Consider the following 16,269-nt stretch of genomic DNA (forward strand, 5'->3'; position numbering starts at 1 on the left):
ATGTAACGGTGGCTGTCGAACAGCAAGGCTCTGTGCCCGCCGAGGCACGGGATCAGCATGCCCAGCTGGCCGAACAGATCGAGGAGCACCGCTTCCGGTACTACGTGAACGATCAACCGGTCGTCAGTGACGCCGAGTTCGACAAGCTCCTCCGCTCACTTCAGGCCCTGGAGGAGGAGTACAGCGAGCTGCGCACGCCGGACTCGCCCACCCAGAAGGTCTCCGGGGCGTACGAGACCGAGTTCACCTCGGTCCAGCACCGCGAGCGCATGCTCTCCCTGGACAACGCCTTCGACGACGCGGAGCTTGCCGCCTGGGCCGACCGCGTCGGCAAGGAGGTCGGCACCAGCGACCACCACTTCCTGTGCGAGCTGAAGATCGACGGCCTCGCCGTGAACCTCACGTACGAGGACGGCAAGCTCACCCGCGCGGCCACCCGCGGCGACGGCCGCACCGGCGAGGACATCACTCCGAACGTCCGCACGATCGCGGACATTCCGGACCGCCTCAAGGGCGACGACATCCCCGCCCTCGTCGAGATCCGCGGCGAGGTCTTCTTCCCCATGGAGAAGTTCGAGGAGCTCAACGCCCGCCTGGTGGAGGCCGGCGACAAGCCCTTCGCCAACCCGCGCAACGCGGCGGCGGGTTCACTGCGCCAGAAGGACCCGCGCGTCACCGCCACCCGCCCGCTGCACATGGTCGTCCACGGCATCGGCGCCCGCGAGGGCTTCGACATCGACTGCCTCAGCCACGCCTACGACCTCCTGAAGGCCTGGGGCCTGCCCACCGCCCAGCACAACAAGGTGGTCCAAGGGCTCGACGGCGTGCGGGACTTCATCACGTACTTCGGCGAGAACCGCCACTCCGTCGCGCACGAGATCGACGGCGTCGTCGTGAAGCTGGACGAGATCCCGCTCCAGGGCCGCCTCGGCTCGACCTCGCGCGCACCGCGCTGGGCGATCGCCTGGAAGTACGCCCCCGAGGAGGTCAACACCAAGCTGGTGAACATCCGCGTGGGCGTCGGCCGCACCGGCCGCGTCACGCCGTACGCCCAGGTGGAGCCCGTCACGGTCGCGGGCTCCGAGGTCGAGTTCGCGACCCTGCACAACCAGGACGTGGTGAAGAAGAAGGGCGTCTTCATCGGGGACACGGTCGTCCTGCGCAAGGCGGGCGACGTCATCCCGGAGATCCTCGGCCCGGTCGTGGACCTGCGCGACGGCACCGAGCGGGAGTTCGTGATGCCCGCCGAGTGCCCCGAGTGCGGGACGGCGCTGCGGCCCATGAAGGAGGCCGACATCGACCTCCGCTGCCCGAACGCCCAATCCTGCCCCGCCCAGTTGCGCGAGCGCCTCTTCTATCTGGCGGGCCGGAAGAGCCTGGACATCGAGAACTTCGGGTATGTCGCGGCCGCCGCGCTGACCAAGCCCCTGGAGCCGTCCGAGCCGCCGGTCCTGGACGAGGGCGACATCTTCGACCTCACCATCGAGCGCCTCCTGCCGATCAAGGCGTACGTACTGGATCAGGACAGCGGGCTGCCCAAGCGCGACCCGAAGACCGGCGAGGAGAAGATCGCCACGGTCTTCGCCAACCAGCAGGGCGAGGCCAGGAAGAACGCCCTGTCCATGCTGGAGAACATCGCGGCGGCCAAGGAGCGCCCGCTCGCGCGCGTCATCACGGGCCTCTCCATCCGCCACGTGGGCCCGGTCGCCGCCGAGGCGCTGGCCCGCGAGTTCCGGTCCATCGACCGGATCGAGCAGGCCACGGAGGAGGAGCTGGCCGCCGTGGAGGGGGTCGGCCCGACCATCGCCGCCTCCCTGAAGCAGTGGTTCGAGGAGGACTGGCACCGGGAGATCCTGCGCAAGTGGCGCGCCGCCGGGGTCCGCATGGAGGAAGAGGGCGGGGGAGAGGACGAGGGGCCGCGACCGCTCGAAGGCCTCACCGTCGTCGTGACCGGAACGCTGGAGCACCACACGCGGGATGGCGCAAAAGATGCGTTGCAGAGCCGGGGAGCAAAGGTCACCGGTTCCGTTTCGAAGAAGACGGCATTCGTGGTCGTGGGCGACAACCCCGGCTCGAAGTACGACAAGGCGATGCAGCTGAAGGTTCCGGTTCTCAACGAGGAAGGCTTCGCCGTCCTGCTGGAACAGGGACCGGACGCGGCAGCGGAAGTCGCGCTTCCGACCGAGGAGTAGCGGTTGAAGGCCACCCGTTCAGCGCATACCAGATGCATACGGGTGGCCGGGTCGCATTCGGGCAACCGTTGTGGACCGCTGCCCGTGGAAGCCTTCTGCGGCCTACTGTTGAGGTGTGCGCCTGCCGTGCCCCGCTGCGATTGGGGTATCCCCTGCTCATCGGGAGCACGGGGAAGGAGTTTCAGACGCGGCTGACTTCTGGAGCGAGTCCGCGTGGCTTGGGCACCGCCGGCTGTGAGAGGGACGGGAATGGAACCGACCGAGAGCGCCGCACCGGACTCCCGGCTGCGCGCGCGCCTGCGGCGCGGACCGGGCGCGTGGCTCAGCGGACGCAGAGCGGCACGGGGGACACGCGAAGCGGAGAGAGAGCGCCCCGCCGTCCCGAGCACGGCAGTTGAGCGGCGCGAACGCGCATGGAGCACCGTCGGCGGTTACGGCACGCAGGAGCTCGGTGTCGGCGAGAGCGCGGGCGGGCGGGACGCGGGGCCCTGTTCCACCCAGACCGGCGTCGAGGGGCGGCGCAGGCCGCTCTGGCGCGGCGCCGAGGCACACGGCCCGGACGACGGATCGAGCGAGCGGGACCCCTGGCCGGTGCTTCCGGTTGTCGTCGTGACGCTCGCCGCGGTGGTGCTCGGCACGGGCTTCTTCCACGCGTCCACCGGACGGGGCGCCCTGTTCCCCTCCGGCACGGTCGGCTGGTCCCTCGCCGTGCTCACGGGTCTCATCGTCGGCCATCTCGTGGCGCTCGGCCGCGACCGCTGGTGGGGCGGCACGGGATCGGGCGGCGCGCTCACGGTCGCCGTGCTCCTGCTGTACGGCTGGGTGCCCGCCGGAATGGTCAGCCTCACCGTCGTCGTCCTCGTCGGCGTCGCGCGCCGCCACCGCTGGCGCCAGGGCATCCTGCACGGCGCGGTCGACATCCTCGGCATCGGCGCGGGCGCGCTCGCCATGGCCGCGTTCGGCACCGCCCCGACGACGGAGTCGCCCTGGCTGCCCGAGACCTGGGACCTGTACTCCGCCCCCGAGGTGGCCCTCGCCGCCGCGGCGTACCTCGTGGTCACCCGCGTCCTGCTCTGGTACGTCCACGCGCCGCGCACCGGCGCCCTGCCCACGGTCACCCGAACGGCCCTGGTCCGCCAGGGACTCGTCGGCGTCGCGCTGCTCGGCATCGCGCCGCTGATCTGCGTGGTCGCCGCCTCGACGCCGATACTGCTGCCGCTCTTCGCGATCCCCCTCGTCGCGCTCGACTCGACGCTGTGGATAGCGCGGGCCAGGGCCGAGGAGCAGCTGCGCGACCCGCTCACCGGCCTGCCCAACCGCCAGTGGCTCCTCGAACGGACCTGGACGGCACTGGACGACGCCGAGCGGATCGGGGCCCGCTCCGCGCTGATGCTGATCGACATGGACCGCTTCCGGTCGGTGAACGACACCCTCGGTCACCTCGCGGGCGACCGTTTACTGCTGCAGATCGCCGACCGGCTGCGGCTCGCCCTGCCGCGCGGTGCGGAGGCCGCGCGGCTCGGCGGTGACGAGTTCGCCGTCCTGCTGCCCGTCGCCGACTCCACGACGTCCGCCACCCGCGTGGCACGGTCCCTTGTCGCCGCCCTCGGCTCACCCCTCGACCTCGACGGCCTGACGCTGGTCCTGGAGGCCAGCGCCGGACTCGCCGTCTTCCCCGACCACGCCATGGACGCCGAAGGGCTGCTCCGCCGGGCGGACGTCGCGATGTACCAGGCCAAGCGGGACCGCACGGGCGTCGAGGTGTACGAGTCCAAGCGGGACTCCAACACCCCCGACCGCCTCGGCCTGTTGGGCGATCTGCGCCGGGCACTCGACGCGGGCGACGTGGAGCTGCACTACCAGCCGAAGGTCCAGTTCGACGGACGGGTGGCGGGCCTGGAGGCGCTGGTGCGCTGGGTGCATCCCGAGCGCGGAAAGGTGCCGCCGGACGAGTTCATCGCCATCGCGGAGTCCTCCGGCCTCATGCCGCACCTCACGGAGTACGTCCTGGAGACCGCCCTCTGCCAGGTGGCGAAGTGGCAGGCGATGGGCCTCAAGGTCCCCGTCGCGGTGAACGTCTCGCCGCGTGACGTGCACACGCCCGGCTTCGCGGGCGCCGTCGCCGCGCGTCTGGCCCGTCACGGGGTCCCCGCGGGAGCGCTCCAACTGGAGATAACGGAACACGTCCTCCTGGAGGACCCGCAGCGGGCCGCGGACACCCTGGCCGGCCTGACCGGCCACGGCGTCAAGATGTCGCTCGACGACTTCGGCACGGGGTACTCCTCCCTGGTGCACCTGCGGCGGCTGCCGGTGAGCGAACTGAAGATCGACCGCTCGTTCGTCGCGCGCCTGGCCGTCGACAACGAGGACGCGGAGATCGTCCGCTGCACGGTCGACCTCGCGCACTCCCTGGGGCTGCTCGTCGTCGCCGAGGGCGTCGAGGACGACGAGACGTGGGAGCGGTTGCGCGACCTGGGGTGCGACGCGGTGCAGGGATGGCTGGTCGCCGCCGCGATGCCGCCGGACGAGACCACCGCCTGGCTGCGCGCCAGGGGCTCCCGAGGGTGGCGCCGCCCGGTCGACGTCGCCGCCGAGGAGGCCGCCGCCGCGGCAGCGGCCGAGGCCGGGGCCGACATCGCGAAGTAGGCCGGGCGGGCCCCGCGAGGAGGCGGCCCGGCCCGGCCGAGGCAATCCGTTTCACGGGCATGGGGTGTGGCCCCATAGGATTGGGGCCACAAACCACACACTCACCCCCAGAGGATCGCCGCATGCCTGGCATTACGCGCGAGGAGGTCGCCCACCTCGCCCGCCTAGCACGTCTTGAGCTGAAGGACGAGGAGCTCGACCACTTCGCCGGACAGCTCGACGACATCATCGGCGCGGTCGCCCGCGTCTCCGAGGTCGCCGACCAAGACGTACCGCCGACCTCCCACCCGCTGCCGCTGACGAACGTCATGCGCGCGGACGAGGTCCGTCCGTCGCTCACCCCCGAGCAGGCGCTCTCCGGCGCCCCGGCCCAAGAGCAGCAGCGTTTCAAGGTGCCGCAGATCCTGGGGGAGGACTAACCACCATGACGGACAGCAAGATCGACATCATCAGGCTCACCGCCGCCGACATCGCCGCGAAGGTCGCCTCCGGCGAGCTGACGGCCGTCGAGGTCACCGAGGCCCACCTCGCCCGCATCGACGCCGTGGACGAGAAGGTGCACGCCTTCCTGCACGTCGACCGCGAGGGCGCGCTCGCGCAGGCCCGCGCCGTCGACGCCAAGCGGGAGAAGGGCGAGAAGCTCGGCCCGCTGGCCGGCGTCCCGCTCGCGCTCAAGGACATCTTCACCACCGAGGGCGTACCGACCACGGTCGGCTCGAAGATCCTCGAGGGCTGGATCCCGCCGTACGACGCGACCGTCACCAAGCGCCTGAAGGCCGCCGACGTCGTCATCCTCGGCAAGACCAACATGGACGAGTTCGCCATGGGGTCCTCCACCGAGAACAGCGCCTACGGCCCCACCGGCAACCCGTGGGACCTCACCCGCATCCCCGGCGGCTCCGGCGGCGGTTCCTCCGCGGCCCTCGCTTCGTACGAGGCCCCGCTCGCCATCGGCACGGACACCGGCGGCTCCATCCGCCAGCCCGCGGCCGTCACCGGCACGGTCGGCGTCAAGCCCACGTACGGCGGCGTCTCGCGCTACGGCATGGTCGCGTTCTCGTCCTCCCTCGATCAGGGCGGGCCCTGCGCCCGCACGGTCCTGGACGCGGCGCTCCTGCACGAGGTCATCGCCGGGCACGACGAGCTCGACTCGACGTCCATCGACGCCCCGGTCCCGGCGGTCGTCGAGGCGGCCCGCAACGGCTCCGTACAGGGCATGCGGGTCGGCGTCGTGAAGCAGTTCGCGGGCGAGGGCTACCAGGCCGGTGTCGTCCAGCGCTTCCAGGAGTCGGTCGCGCTGCTCAAGGAGCTCGGCGCCGAGATCGTCGAGCTGGACTGCCCGTCCTTCGACCTGGCGCTCTCCGCGTACTACCTGATCGCGCCCTCCGAGTGCTCCTCGAACCTCGCGCGCTTCGACGCCATGCGCTACGGCCTGCGGGTCGGGGACGACGGCACGAAGTCCGCCGAGGACGTCACCGCGCTCACCCGTGAGGCGGGCTTCGGCGACGAGGTCAAGCGCCGCGTCATCCTGGGCACGTACGCACTGAGCTCCGGCTACTACGACGCGTACTACGGAAGCGCCCAGAAGGTCCGCACCCTGATCACGAAGGACTTCGAGAAGGCCTTCGAGCAGGTCGACGTGATCGTCTCGCCCGCGACGCCCACCACCGCCTTCCCGATCGGCGAGCGCGCCGACGACCCGATGGCGATGTACCTCGCGGACGTGTGCACCATCCCGTCGAACATGGCGGGCAACGCCGCCATGTCGCTGCCCTGCGGTCTCGCGCCGGAGGACGGCCTGCCCGTCGGACTGCAGATCATCGCCCCGGCCATGAAGGACGACCGCCTTTACAAGGTCGGCGCTGCCGTAGAGGCCGCCTTCGTGGAAAGGTGGGGTCACCCGCTGCTTGAGGAGGCACCGTCACTATGAGTCCTATGACTGCCAAGGCCCAGGGCTTCAAGAAGTCCAAGCCCGGCGCGTACCTGTCGATGGGCACCACCGCCTTCGGCGCGATCTCGGTCGTCAAGCAGGCCAGGCTGGCCCGCAAGGAGAACGACACGCTGCGTCTCATCGACGCCGCTGTCTCCGCCGCCGCCATCGTCACCGGTCTTGCTCTGCTCTATCGCGAGCTGAAGAAGCTCGGCGACGACGACGTCCTGCTGGGTTGAGAGGGAAAGTTTCACCGTGACTGCCACGACTGACCTGGTGTCGTACGAGGATGCCCTCGCGACGTACGACCCCGTCATGGGCCTTGAGGTCCATGTCGAGCTGGGCACCAAGACCAAGATGTTCTGCGGCTGCTCCACCGAGCTCAAGCAGGACGCCAACAGCCAGACCTGCCCGACCTGTCTCGGCCTGCCCGGCGCGCTGCCGGTCGTCAACGAGATCGGCGTCGAGTCCGCCATCAAGATCGGTCTCGCGCTGAACTGCGAGATCGCCGAGTGGTGCCGCTTCGCCCGGAAGAACTACTTCTATCCGGACATGCCGAAGAACTTCCAGACCTCTCAGTACGACGAGCCGATCGCCTTCAACGGCTATCTGGACGTCCAGCTGGAGGACGGCGAGGTCTTCCGCGTGGAGATCGAGCGCGCCCACATGGAGGAGGACACCGGCAAGTCCACGCACGTGGGCGGTGCGACGGGCCGTATCCACGGCGCCTCGCACTCGCTCCTGGACTACAACCGCGCCGGCATCCCGCTCATCGAGATCGTCACCAAGCCGATCGAGGGTGCGGGCGAGCGGGCTCCCGAGGTCGCCAAGGCGTACGTCGCGGAGCTGCGCGAGGTCATCAAGGCGCTGGACGTGTCCGAGGCCCGGATGGACAAGGGCCAGATGCGCTGCGACGTGAACCTGTCCCTGCGGCCGCACGGCCGTGAGGAGTTCGGTACGCGCTCGGAGACGAAGAACGTCAACTCGCTGCGTTCCGTGGAGCGTGCGGCGCGTTTCGAGATCCAGCGGCACGCGGCCGTCCTGAACGGCGGCGGAACGATCGTCCAGGAGACCCGTCACTTCCACGAGGAGGACGGCTCCACGACGTCGGGCCGCATCAAGGACAACGCCGAGGACTACCGGTACTTCCCGGAGCCCGACCTGGTCCCTGTCGCCCCGGCCCGCACCTGGGTCGAGGAGCTGCGTGCCGGTCTGCCCGAGATGCCGCGCGTGCGCCGCAACCGGCTCCGTGAGGAGTGGGGTGTCTCGGAGCACGACATGCAGTCGATCCTGAACGCCGGTGCGGTCGACCCCATCGTCGCCACGATCGAGGCGGGCGCCGATTCGGCTGCCGCGCGCAAGTGGTGGATGGGCGAGCTGGCCCGTAACGCCAACGAGACGGGCCGGGCCCTCGACGAGCTGCCGGTCACCCCGGCGCAGGTCGCCAGGGTCGCCGAGCTGGTCACCAAGGGCGACCTGAACGACAAGCTGGCGCGCCAGGTCTTCGAGGGTGTCCTCGCGGGCGAGGGCACGCCGGACGAGGTCGTCGAGAAGCGCGGCCTGAAGGTCGTCTCGGACGAGGGCGCGCTGTCCACTGCCGTGGAGGAAGCGATCGCCGGTAACCCCGCGGTCGCGGACAAGATCCGCAGTGGCAAGGTCGCTGCGGCGGGTGCACTGGTCGGCGCGGTCATGAAGGCCACCAGGGGTCAGGCCGACGCCGCCCGCGTCAAGGAGCTGATCCTTCAGAAGCTGGGCGTGGAGGGCTGAGCCCTCTCGCCGGTACGGCCTGAACCGCCGCTCGCGGCGGATCTGCCCCGCCCACCCATCCGATTGCCCCGGAGCGATCGAGTGGGTGGGCGGGGTGCTGTTCGAACCCCCCACCGGGCCACGGAGCGTCCCCCTGAACACCGTCACCGCCGAGGTCCTCTCCGTCGGCCTGCTTCTCGCTGTGCTCGCGTTCGCCGTCATACGGCCCAAGAAGTGGCCGGAGGCCGCCGCCGCGCTGCCCGCCGCGGGGATCGTCGTGGGGCTCGGGGCCGTCTCGCCGGAGCACGCGCTCGCCGAGGTGCAGAGTCTGCTGCCCGTGGTCGGGTTTCTCGCCGCCGTGCTCGTGCTCGCGCAACTCTGCGCGGATGACGGGCTCTTCGCCGCCGCCGGGGACCTCGTCGCCCGGATCTGCGGGGGGCGGACCCGGGCGCTGCTCGGCGGGGTCTTCGGGGTGGCCGCGGCGATCACCGCCGTGCTCAGCCTCGACGCCACCGTCGTCCTGCTCACGCCGGTCGTCTTCGCCACCGCGGCCCGCGTCGGGGCGAGGCCGCGCCCGCACGTCTACGCCACCGCGCACCTCGCCAACTCGGCGTCACTCCTGCTGCCCGTCTCCAACCTCACCAACCTCCTCGCCCTCACCGCCAGTGGGCTGAGTTTCACGCGGTTCGCGCTGCTCATGGCGGTGCCGTGGCTGGTCGCCATCGGGATCGAGTACGCCGTCTTCCGGCGGTACTTCGCCGCCGACCTGGACGCCGGCGCCGAAGAGCCCAAGGAGGCCGAGCCGACCCCCGTACCTGTCTTCACGCTCGTCGTCCTCGGGCTCACGCTCGCCGGATTCGTCGTCACCTCGTTCGCCGGCGCCGAACCACTGTGGGCCGCCCTCGCGGGAGCCGCGGTGCTCGCGGTCCGTGCGCTGCTTCGACGACGTACGAGCGCCACCGCACTCGTCCGCTCCGCGAACCCGCTGTTCTGCCTGTTCGTGCTCGCGCTCGGCATCGTCGTCAAGGCGGTCGTCGACAACGGCCTCGGCTCCGGCATCGAATGGCTCCTGCCGGACGGCGCCTCGCTGCCCGCGCTCCTCGCCATCGCGGGCCTCGCCGCCGTGCTCGCCAATCTCATCAACAACCTGCCGGCCATCCTGGCGCTGTTGCCCGCCGTCGCGCCCGCCGGGCCCGGGCCCGTTCTCGCCGCCCTGATCGGCGTCAACATCGGCCCGAACCTGACGTACGTCGGCTCGCTCGCCACCCTGCTGTGGCGCCGCATCCTGCACGACCACGGCACGGACGCCGAGTTGGGGACCTTCACCCGGCTCGGCATGCTGACCGTGCCCCTCACGCTGGCGGCGTCGACCGTCGCGCTGTGGGCGGGGCTGCTGATCGGCGCCTGAGCACCGGGCATCCGTTCACGTCGACTTCGTCCCCAAGTCTTCACACGGATACCGGACTTCACTAGCGTCCCGCCGAGTAGGCCAATGGATCAGCGGAGAACCATTGGCCGTCGACTGGAGGTCGTTACGTGTCCCCCGAGATTTCGCGCAGGCGACTGATGGCGGTCGGCGGTGGCGCGGTCGGCGCCGCCGCCGTCGGATCCTTCCTGCCGCCGTCGTTGCAGCTGGCACTGGCGCAGGACCGGCACAAACCCGGCAGCGGCGGGCTCGACTCGATCGAGCACGTGGTCATCCTGATGCAGGAGAACCGGTCCTTCGACCACTACTTCGGTGCCCTGCGCGGCGTACGCGGCTTCGGCGACCGCAACGCCGTCAGGCTCCCGAACGGCACGTCCGTGTTCGAGCAGCCGGGCGCGCTGCGCACCGTCCTGCCCTTCCCGGTCCGCGAGGCCGCCGCCGCGCAGAAGAAGGACCTGCAGTACATCGGCGCCCTCGACCACTCCTGGAGCGGCGGCGCCAAGGCCTGGCACGACGGCTGGAACGACGGCTGGATCACCGCCAAGACCGCGGCGACGATGGCGTACTACACGCGCGACGACATCCCGCTGCACTACGAACTCGCCGACACCTTCACCGTCTGCGACGCCTACCACTCCTCCGTCCACACCTCCACGAGCCCCAACCGCAACCACCTGTGGAGCGGCAAGACGGGTTACGAGGCGAACGGCAGGCGCGCCGTCGGCAACGACGCGTACGACGAGGGCAAGCACCCCGGCTACGACTGGGGGACGTACGCCGAGCGCCTGGAGAAGGCGGGCGTGAGCTGGCGGACGTACACGGAGTGGGAGAACTTCACCGACAACCAGATCGAGTTCTTCACCACCTTCAAGGCCATCGCCCGCAAGGTCCTCGCCAAGACCGAGCTGACCTACATGGAGGCCTTCTACGCCAAGGTGCGCGACGCCAAGGACGAGGCCGAGCGGGCGAAGCTGCTCGCCACCCTGGAGGAGGGCGTCGCGACCCTCACCAAGGCGGAGAGGTCGCTGTTCGAGCGCGGCCTGCGGCGCGTGCCCACCGGCAAGCTCGCGGAGGAGTTCGCGAAGGACGTCGCGGGCGGCAAGCTGGCCAAGGTCAGCTATCTCGTGCCCTCCGCCCTGGACTCCGAGCACCCCAGCGTCTCCTCACCGATCCACAGCGCGACCATCGTCTACAAGGTTCTGGACGCCCTCGCCTCGCACCCCGAGGTCTGGCGGCGCACCGCCGTCTTCATCAACTACGACGAGAACGACGGCTTCTTCGACCATGTCCCGCCGCCCGTGCCCGGCACGAATTCCCCCGAGGACCAGGAGGAGCGCTGGGAGGGCAAGCCCACCGGCCTCGGCGTGCGCGTCCCCATGCTCGTCGTCTCGCCCTGGACCGTCGGCGGCTACGTCACCTCCGAGGTCTTCGACCACACCTCCGTCGTGCGCTTCCTGGAGAAGTGGACCGGCGTCAAGGAACCCAACATCAGCGCCTGGCGCCGCAAGGTCACCGGCGATCTCACCGGCGCCTTCGACTTCCGGCGCGGCCACCGGCAGCCCGAGGTCGAACAGCCCGGCGCCATCCCGGAGTTCAGCGGCCGCTGGGCCCCGCAGCCGCCCCTGAAGCAGTCCATGCCGGTCCAGGAGCCGGGCACCCGCCGCGCCCGCCCCCTGCCCTACCAGCCCGACGCGTACGTGAAGCCGGGGCGTGACGGAGCCCTCTCCGTACGGCTGCGCAACGGCGGCCGCTCCAGCGCGCACTTCGCGCTCTATCCGTACGCCGGTGAGTTCGCGGTCCCGCAGCACCTGGACGTCGTGCGCGAGGGCTCCTGGACCGTGCCGGTCGCCAAGGACACGTACGCCTTCACGGTCACGGGGCCGAACGGCTTCCGGCGCGAGTTCGCGGGCGGCAAGGACGGCGGCGCGCAGCTCTCCTCCGCGATCACCCGCCGTGAGCTCCACGTGACCCTGGCCAACCGGGGCCGCAAGGAGCTCGTCTTCACGGTCAAGCCGCTCGGATACGTGGACGAGGACGACGTCAGGAAGCGGACCAGGATCGTCCGGGTGAAGGCGGGCAGCAGCCGCACGATCGCCTGGCGGACGGACGACGAGCACGGCTGGTACGACTTCCAGGTCACGTCCGCGGGCGAGCCCGCCTTTCGGCGCCGTCTGATGGGGCACATAGAGAACGGACGCGCGAGCGTATCGGGCTGAAGCCCTCACTTCTCAGGGTGTGCGAGGTCCCGGTGGGGCCTCGCACACCTTTTGTGCTCTTGTGAGGAAACCCACGAACCGGACCAACGATCTCCAGGCCCTGTCAAAGTGTCTCTGGCGCACATGTCGTCGCTCATACGTTCTTTGCGGGCTTTTCAGGTCATTCACGACTGTTCCCGATGAAGATCCACGAACCACCCCAGGGAGCAGGTCAGTGGCAGCACTCGCACGGTGGTGTGTGAAGCATCGCCTCCTCGCAGTACTGCTCTGGCTCATCGCCCTCTTCGGCGCCGCGGGCGCCGCGGCGCTCGCCGGCTCCGCGTACTCGAACGACTACGAGGTGCCGGGCACCGAGTCCGGCCGTGCGACCGAGCTCCTGAACGAGGGGTTCGAGGGACTCGGCGGCGACAGCGACACCGTCGTCTGGCGGACCGAGGCGGGCGCGACGGTGCGCGCCGCCGACGTCGAGCAGACGATGACCGACACCCTCGACCGCATCGATGACATGCCGGCTGTCGCCTCCGTCAGCAGTCCGTACGGACAGCACGGCGCCGCGCAGATCAGCGGCGACGCGCGCATCGCGTACGCGACCGTCACCTTCCGCGAGCAGGCCGACGCCATCGAGAAGGCGGACGCGCAGGCCCTCGTCGACACCGCGAAGGCCGCCGATTCGGACCACCTGGAGGTGGAGCTCGGCGGCAGCGCCGTCGCCCTCACCGAGTCCAAGAGCGCGCAGACCGCCGAGATCGTCGGGGTCGCCGTCGCCGCCGTGGTGCTCTTCCTCGCCTTCGGCTCGCTCGCCGCCTCGATCCTGCCCATCGCCACGGCGCTGGTGTCGGTCGGCACGGCCTACGCGGGCATCGTGCTGCTCGGGCACGTCATGACCGTCGCGGACTTCGCCCCGATGCTGGGCACCCTGATCGGACTCGGCGTCGGCATCGACTACGCGCTGTTCATCGTGACCAGACATCGCAAGGGCCTCAAACAGGGCCTTCCGGTGGCCGTCGCCGCCGAGCGCGCGGTCGCCACCACGGGGCGCGCGGTCGTCTTCGCGGGCGCCACCGTGTGCATCGCGCTGCTCGGCATGCTCATCCTGCGGCTCAGCTTCCTCAACGGCGTCGCCATCGCCGGATCGCTGACCGTGCTCCTCACGGTCGCCGCGTCGGTGACCCTGCTGCCCGCGCTCCTGTCCTGGATCGGGCCGCGGGCGCTCAGCCGCCGCGAACGGCGCGCCCTCGCCGAACACGGCCCGGCCCCGGAGCTGCCCACCGGGCTCGCCGCCCGCTGGTCCGCCTTCGTCGAGCGGCACCCGAAGCTCCTCGGCGGGATCGCCGTCGCCGTCATGGCGGTGCTCGCCCTGCCCACGCTCTCCCTCCACCTGGGCACCTCCGACCAGGGCAACAACCCGGCGTCCGCCACCACCCGGCAGGCCTACGACCTGCTCGCGGACGGCTTCGGCCCCGGCGTGAACGGCCCCCTCACGCTCGTCACGCACGTCGACGGAGCGGGCGACCGGCTCGCCCTCACCAACCTCGGCAACACCCTCGAATCGACCCAGGGCGTTGCCTCCGTCAGCCCCGTCACGTACGGCGCCGACGGCACGGTCGCCCACCTCACCGTCGTACCGGACTCGTCCCCCCAGTCGCAGCGCACCAGCGATCTCGTCGACCGGCTGCGCGACGACGTCCTTCCGCGAGCCGAGGCCGACACCTCGCTGGACCTCAAGGTCGGCGGTGTCACGGCGAGCTACGACGACTTCGCGGAGATCATCGTCGGCAAGCTGCCGCTCTTCGTGGGCGTGGTCATCGGGCTCGGCTGCGTCCTGCTGCTTCTCGCCTTCCGGTCCATCGGCATCCCGCTGAAGGCCGCCGCGATGAACGTGGCGGCGGTGGCGTCCGCCTTCGGGGTCGTCGTCGCGATCTTCCAGTGGGGCTGGGGGAGTGAGCTCCTCGGCCTCGGCTCGGCAGGACCGATCGAACCCTTCCTGCCCGTGATCATGGTGTCGGTCCTCTTCGGGCTCTCGATGGACTACCAGGTCTTCTTGGTCAGTCGGATGTACGAGGAGTGGCTGGAGACCGGCGACAACCGGCGGGCCGTCCGCGTCGGCCTCGCCGAGACGAGCCGCGTGATCAACTCCGCGGCCGTCATCATGATCTCGGTCTTCCTCGCCTTCGTCCTCAGCGGCGACCGGGTCATCGCGATGTTCGGCATCGGCCTCGCGGCAGCGGTCGCGCTCGACGCCTTCGTCCTGCGCACGCTGCTCGTGCCCGCCCTGATGCACATGCTCGGCGGCGCCAACTGGTGGCTGCCGCGCGGCCTCGACCGCTGGCTGCCGCGCATCAGCATCGAGCCGCCGGAATGTCGTTCGAGTAAAACCGTCCCTGGTGCGAGGATCCCCGTACTGCCGGACGGAGTGAAGGAGCGGGATGTTCGCGATATCGCTGGGAGAGGGCGCTGAGCTGCGGCCCATCGAGCCGTGGCAGGCCGAGGAGTTCCTCGCGCACGTCGAGCGCGCGCGGGAGTACGCGGGGCCGTGGGTGCCCCTGACCGTGCGGGCGAAGGACCTCGACTCGGCCCGGGAGCTGCTCCAGATGTTCGCGGACAGGCAGGCCGCCGACACGGGGCGCCTGTACGGCGTCTGGCTGGACGGCACGCTCGTCGGGGGAGTGCTCTTCCGGATCTTCGACACGGCCATGGAGAGCTGCGAGGTCGGCGTCTGGCTCGAGCCTTCGGCCGCCGGGCGCGGTCTGATCACCAGGGCGAGTGAGGTCCTCGTCGACTGGGCGGTGTTCGAGCGCGGCATGCACCGCGTGGAGTGGCTGGTCTCCACGGCGAACGACCGCAGCAAGGCGGTGGCCAAGCGGCTCGGGATGACCAAGGACGGGGTGCTGCGGGAGTGCTTCCCCTGGCAGGGGGTGCGGCACGACATGGAGGTGTGGTCGGTGCTCGCGCCGGAGTGGCGCAAGGCGCGCGAGGCGCGTGAGACGGCGGGCGCCGGGGGCCCCGATCACACGGATGTGGCTCGTTAAGAAAGCTCTCAGACTCCGTCCGTACGGTGCGGGGCATGGGAACTAAGACAGAGGACGAGACCGCGGCCGAGGCGGCCGCGAAGCCCGCAGAGCCGGAGGCCGCGGACACCAAGGACGCCACGAAGGTGGACGCCACGAAGGTGGACGCCGTCGAGGCCGATGACGTCGAGGACGACGACGCCGATGAGCTCGTCGTGGTGGAAGAGGTCGCCCCGGCCAAGTCCACCGGCGTGTTCCAGGGCGCCGCGGCCGTCGTCTCCGCCGCTCTCGGTGTGATCGGCCTGTCCGGCGGCTGGCTCGGCACGGTCGCCGCGGCGCGCTCGAACATCGTCGGGCAGCTGGAGACCAAGCAGTCGGCGAGCGTCGCCGACCAGATCCAGGCGCTGTACGGCGACTCCTGGCAGGTCACGGCGCTGATCGCCGGCGCCTTCGCGCTCGCCGCGCTGGTCGTCGGGTTCGTCGTCCTGGTCCGGCCCGCGTTCGGTGCGCCCGACCAGGTGCAGGCACCGTGGATCAAGTCGGGCGCGTGGGCGGGTGTCGCCCTGGGCGTCATCGGCCTGCTCCTTGCCATCGCCAAGTACTCGGACCTGATCTACGGGCTGCCGTCGACGAGTTGATGACGGGCCAGGTACTCAGAACGCCGAAGGGGCTGCATCGCAGCCCCTTCGGCGTTTTCGCGTACCTGAGGAACGAGAGTCCTAAGGCCCCCTCCCACCCTCCTAAGGCCCCTTGAGCCCTCAAGATGCGGCACTCTCCCGATGTGCCACCCCTCCCTGGCAGACGAAAGTAGCGGTCAGAAGGAAGCCAGCAGCCACTCAGAAAGCCAGGGAGTTCTCATGTTCGAGTACGAAATGCACCAGCTGCGCGCCGCCGACCTCGTCCGTGAGGCCGACCGCCGCCGCCTGCTGCGCGAGGCCCGTGCGGCCAAGGCGGCCCGCGCAGCCCGCCGTTCGGCCCGCCACGGAACCGAGGGGCAGGTGAGTACGGCCCAGTGGAGAAGCCTCTTCTCCCGGGCCGCGTGATGAGCGCGGCGGGGGCGAACGGAGCGGCGGTCTCTGCCCTTGGGATATCCGCTGCCACCGAG

The 16,269-nt window shown here is 70.5% G+C and carries 12 protein-coding genes; all 12 read left to right on the plus strand.

Translation table 11 applies throughout. The annotated features are described in order from the left end of the window. The first annotated feature begins 8 nt into the window (after window positions 1-8). The 12 genes from ligA (at window position 9) to AB0I66_RS36960 (ending at window position 16,207) form a co-directional block, all read left to right on the plus strand. Complete coding sequence (ligA, locus tag AB0I66_RS36905; RefSeq protein WP_363212438.1) at window positions 9-2,192, plus strand: NAD-dependent DNA ligase LigA; 2,184 nt, start codon at window positions 9-11, stop codon at window positions 2,190-2,192. A 249-nt stretch (window positions 2,193-2,441) separates the two neighbouring features. Next, complete coding sequence (locus AB0I66_RS36910; protein ID WP_363212439.1) at window positions 2,442-4,838, plus strand: bifunctional diguanylate cyclase/phosphodiesterase; 2,397 nt, start codon at window positions 2,442-2,444, stop codon at window positions 4,836-4,838. A gap of 122 nt (window positions 4,839-4,960) precedes the next feature. Beyond that, the gene (gatC, locus tag AB0I66_RS36915) at window positions 4,961-5,257 is read left to right on the plus strand and encodes an Asp-tRNA(Asn)/Glu-tRNA(Gln) amidotransferase subunit GatC (protein WP_016642027.1); all 297 of its coding nucleotides are present in this window, start codon (window positions 4,961-4,963) and stop codon (window positions 5,255-5,257) included. Between the two features lie 5 nt (window positions 5,258-5,262). Beyond that, window positions 5,263-6,768, plus strand: coding sequence for an Asp-tRNA(Asn)/Glu-tRNA(Gln) amidotransferase subunit GatA (gene gatA, locus AB0I66_RS36920; protein WP_363212440.1), 1,506 nt, complete (start codon window positions 5,263-5,265; stop codon window positions 6,766-6,768). Continuing rightward, window positions 6,765-7,007, plus strand: a complete 243-nt coding sequence (locus AB0I66_RS36925) for a hypothetical protein (RefSeq protein ID WP_361838300.1) — start codon at window positions 6,765-6,767, stop codon at window positions 7,005-7,007. The genes gatA and AB0I66_RS36925 overlap by 4 nt, the downstream gene beginning before the upstream one ends. A 16-nt stretch (window positions 7,008-7,023) precedes the next feature. After that, window positions 7,024-8,535, plus strand: coding sequence for an Asp-tRNA(Asn)/Glu-tRNA(Gln) amidotransferase subunit GatB (gene gatB, locus AB0I66_RS36930; RefSeq protein ID WP_363212441.1), 1,512 nt, complete (start codon window positions 7,024-7,026; stop codon window positions 8,533-8,535). A 94-nt stretch (window positions 8,536-8,629) separates the two neighbouring features. Next, window positions 8,630-9,922, plus strand: a complete 1,293-nt coding sequence (locus AB0I66_RS36935; protein WP_363212442.1) for an SLC13 family permease — start codon at window positions 8,630-8,632, stop codon at window positions 9,920-9,922. A 128-nt stretch (window positions 9,923-10,050) separates the two neighbouring features. After that, window positions 10,051-12,156, plus strand: coding sequence for a phosphocholine-specific phospholipase C (locus AB0I66_RS36940; RefSeq protein ID WP_363212443.1), 2,106 nt, complete (start codon window positions 10,051-10,053; stop codon window positions 12,154-12,156). Between the two features lie 214 nt (window positions 12,157-12,370). Beyond that, entirely contained in the window at window positions 12,371-14,614 is a 2,244-nt protein-coding gene (locus tag AB0I66_RS36945; protein ID WP_363212444.1) for an MMPL family transporter, read from the plus strand. Continuing rightward, entirely contained in the window at window positions 14,583-15,185 is a 603-nt protein-coding gene (locus AB0I66_RS36950) for a GNAT family protein (RefSeq protein WP_363212446.1), read from the plus strand. The genes AB0I66_RS36945 and AB0I66_RS36950 overlap by 32 nt, the downstream gene beginning before the upstream one ends. Window positions 15,186-15,220: 35 nt before the next feature. Then, a complete protein-coding gene (locus tag AB0I66_RS36955; RefSeq protein ID WP_363212447.1) occupies window positions 15,221-15,802 on the plus strand; it encodes a hypothetical protein in 582 nt (193 codons plus the stop codon). Window positions 15,803-16,021: 219 nt separating this feature from the next. Next, entirely contained in the window at window positions 16,022-16,207 is a 186-nt protein-coding gene (locus AB0I66_RS36960; RefSeq protein ID WP_363212448.1) for a hypothetical protein, read from the plus strand. Window positions 16,208-16,269: the final 62 nt, after the last annotated feature.

It is taken from the genome of Streptomyces sp. NPDC050439 (assembly GCF_040655335.1).
Classification (GTDB): domain Bacteria; phylum Actinomycetota; class Actinomycetes; order Streptomycetales; family Streptomycetaceae; genus Streptomyces.

Bases quoted from the DNA above. Each gene is read 5' to 3' on its own strand.
- AB0I66_RS36910 (WP_363212439.1), top strand. From the start codon at position 2,442: ATGGAACCGACCGAGAGCGCCGCACCGGACTCCCGGCTGCGCGCGCGC.
- gatC (WP_016642027.1), top strand. From the start codon at position 4,961: ATGCCTGGCATTACGCGCGAGGAGGTCGCCCACCTCGCCCGCCTAGCA.
- gatA (WP_363212440.1), top strand. From the start codon at position 5,263: ATGACGGACAGCAAGATCGACATCATCAGGCTCACCGCCGCCGACATC.
- AB0I66_RS36925 (WP_361838300.1), top strand. From the start codon at position 6,765: ATGAGTCCTATGACTGCCAAGGCCCAGGGCTTCAAGAAGTCCAAGCCC.
- AB0I66_RS36950 (WP_363212446.1), top strand. From the start codon at position 14,583: ATGTTCGCGATATCGCTGGGAGAGGGCGCTGAGCTGCGGCCCATCGAG.
- AB0I66_RS36955 (WP_363212447.1), top strand. From the start codon at position 15,221: ATGGGAACTAAGACAGAGGACGAGACCGCGGCCGAGGCGGCCGCGAAG.
- AB0I66_RS36960 (WP_363212448.1), top strand. From the start codon at position 16,022: ATGTTCGAGTACGAAATGCACCAGCTGCGCGCCGCCGACCTCGTCCGT.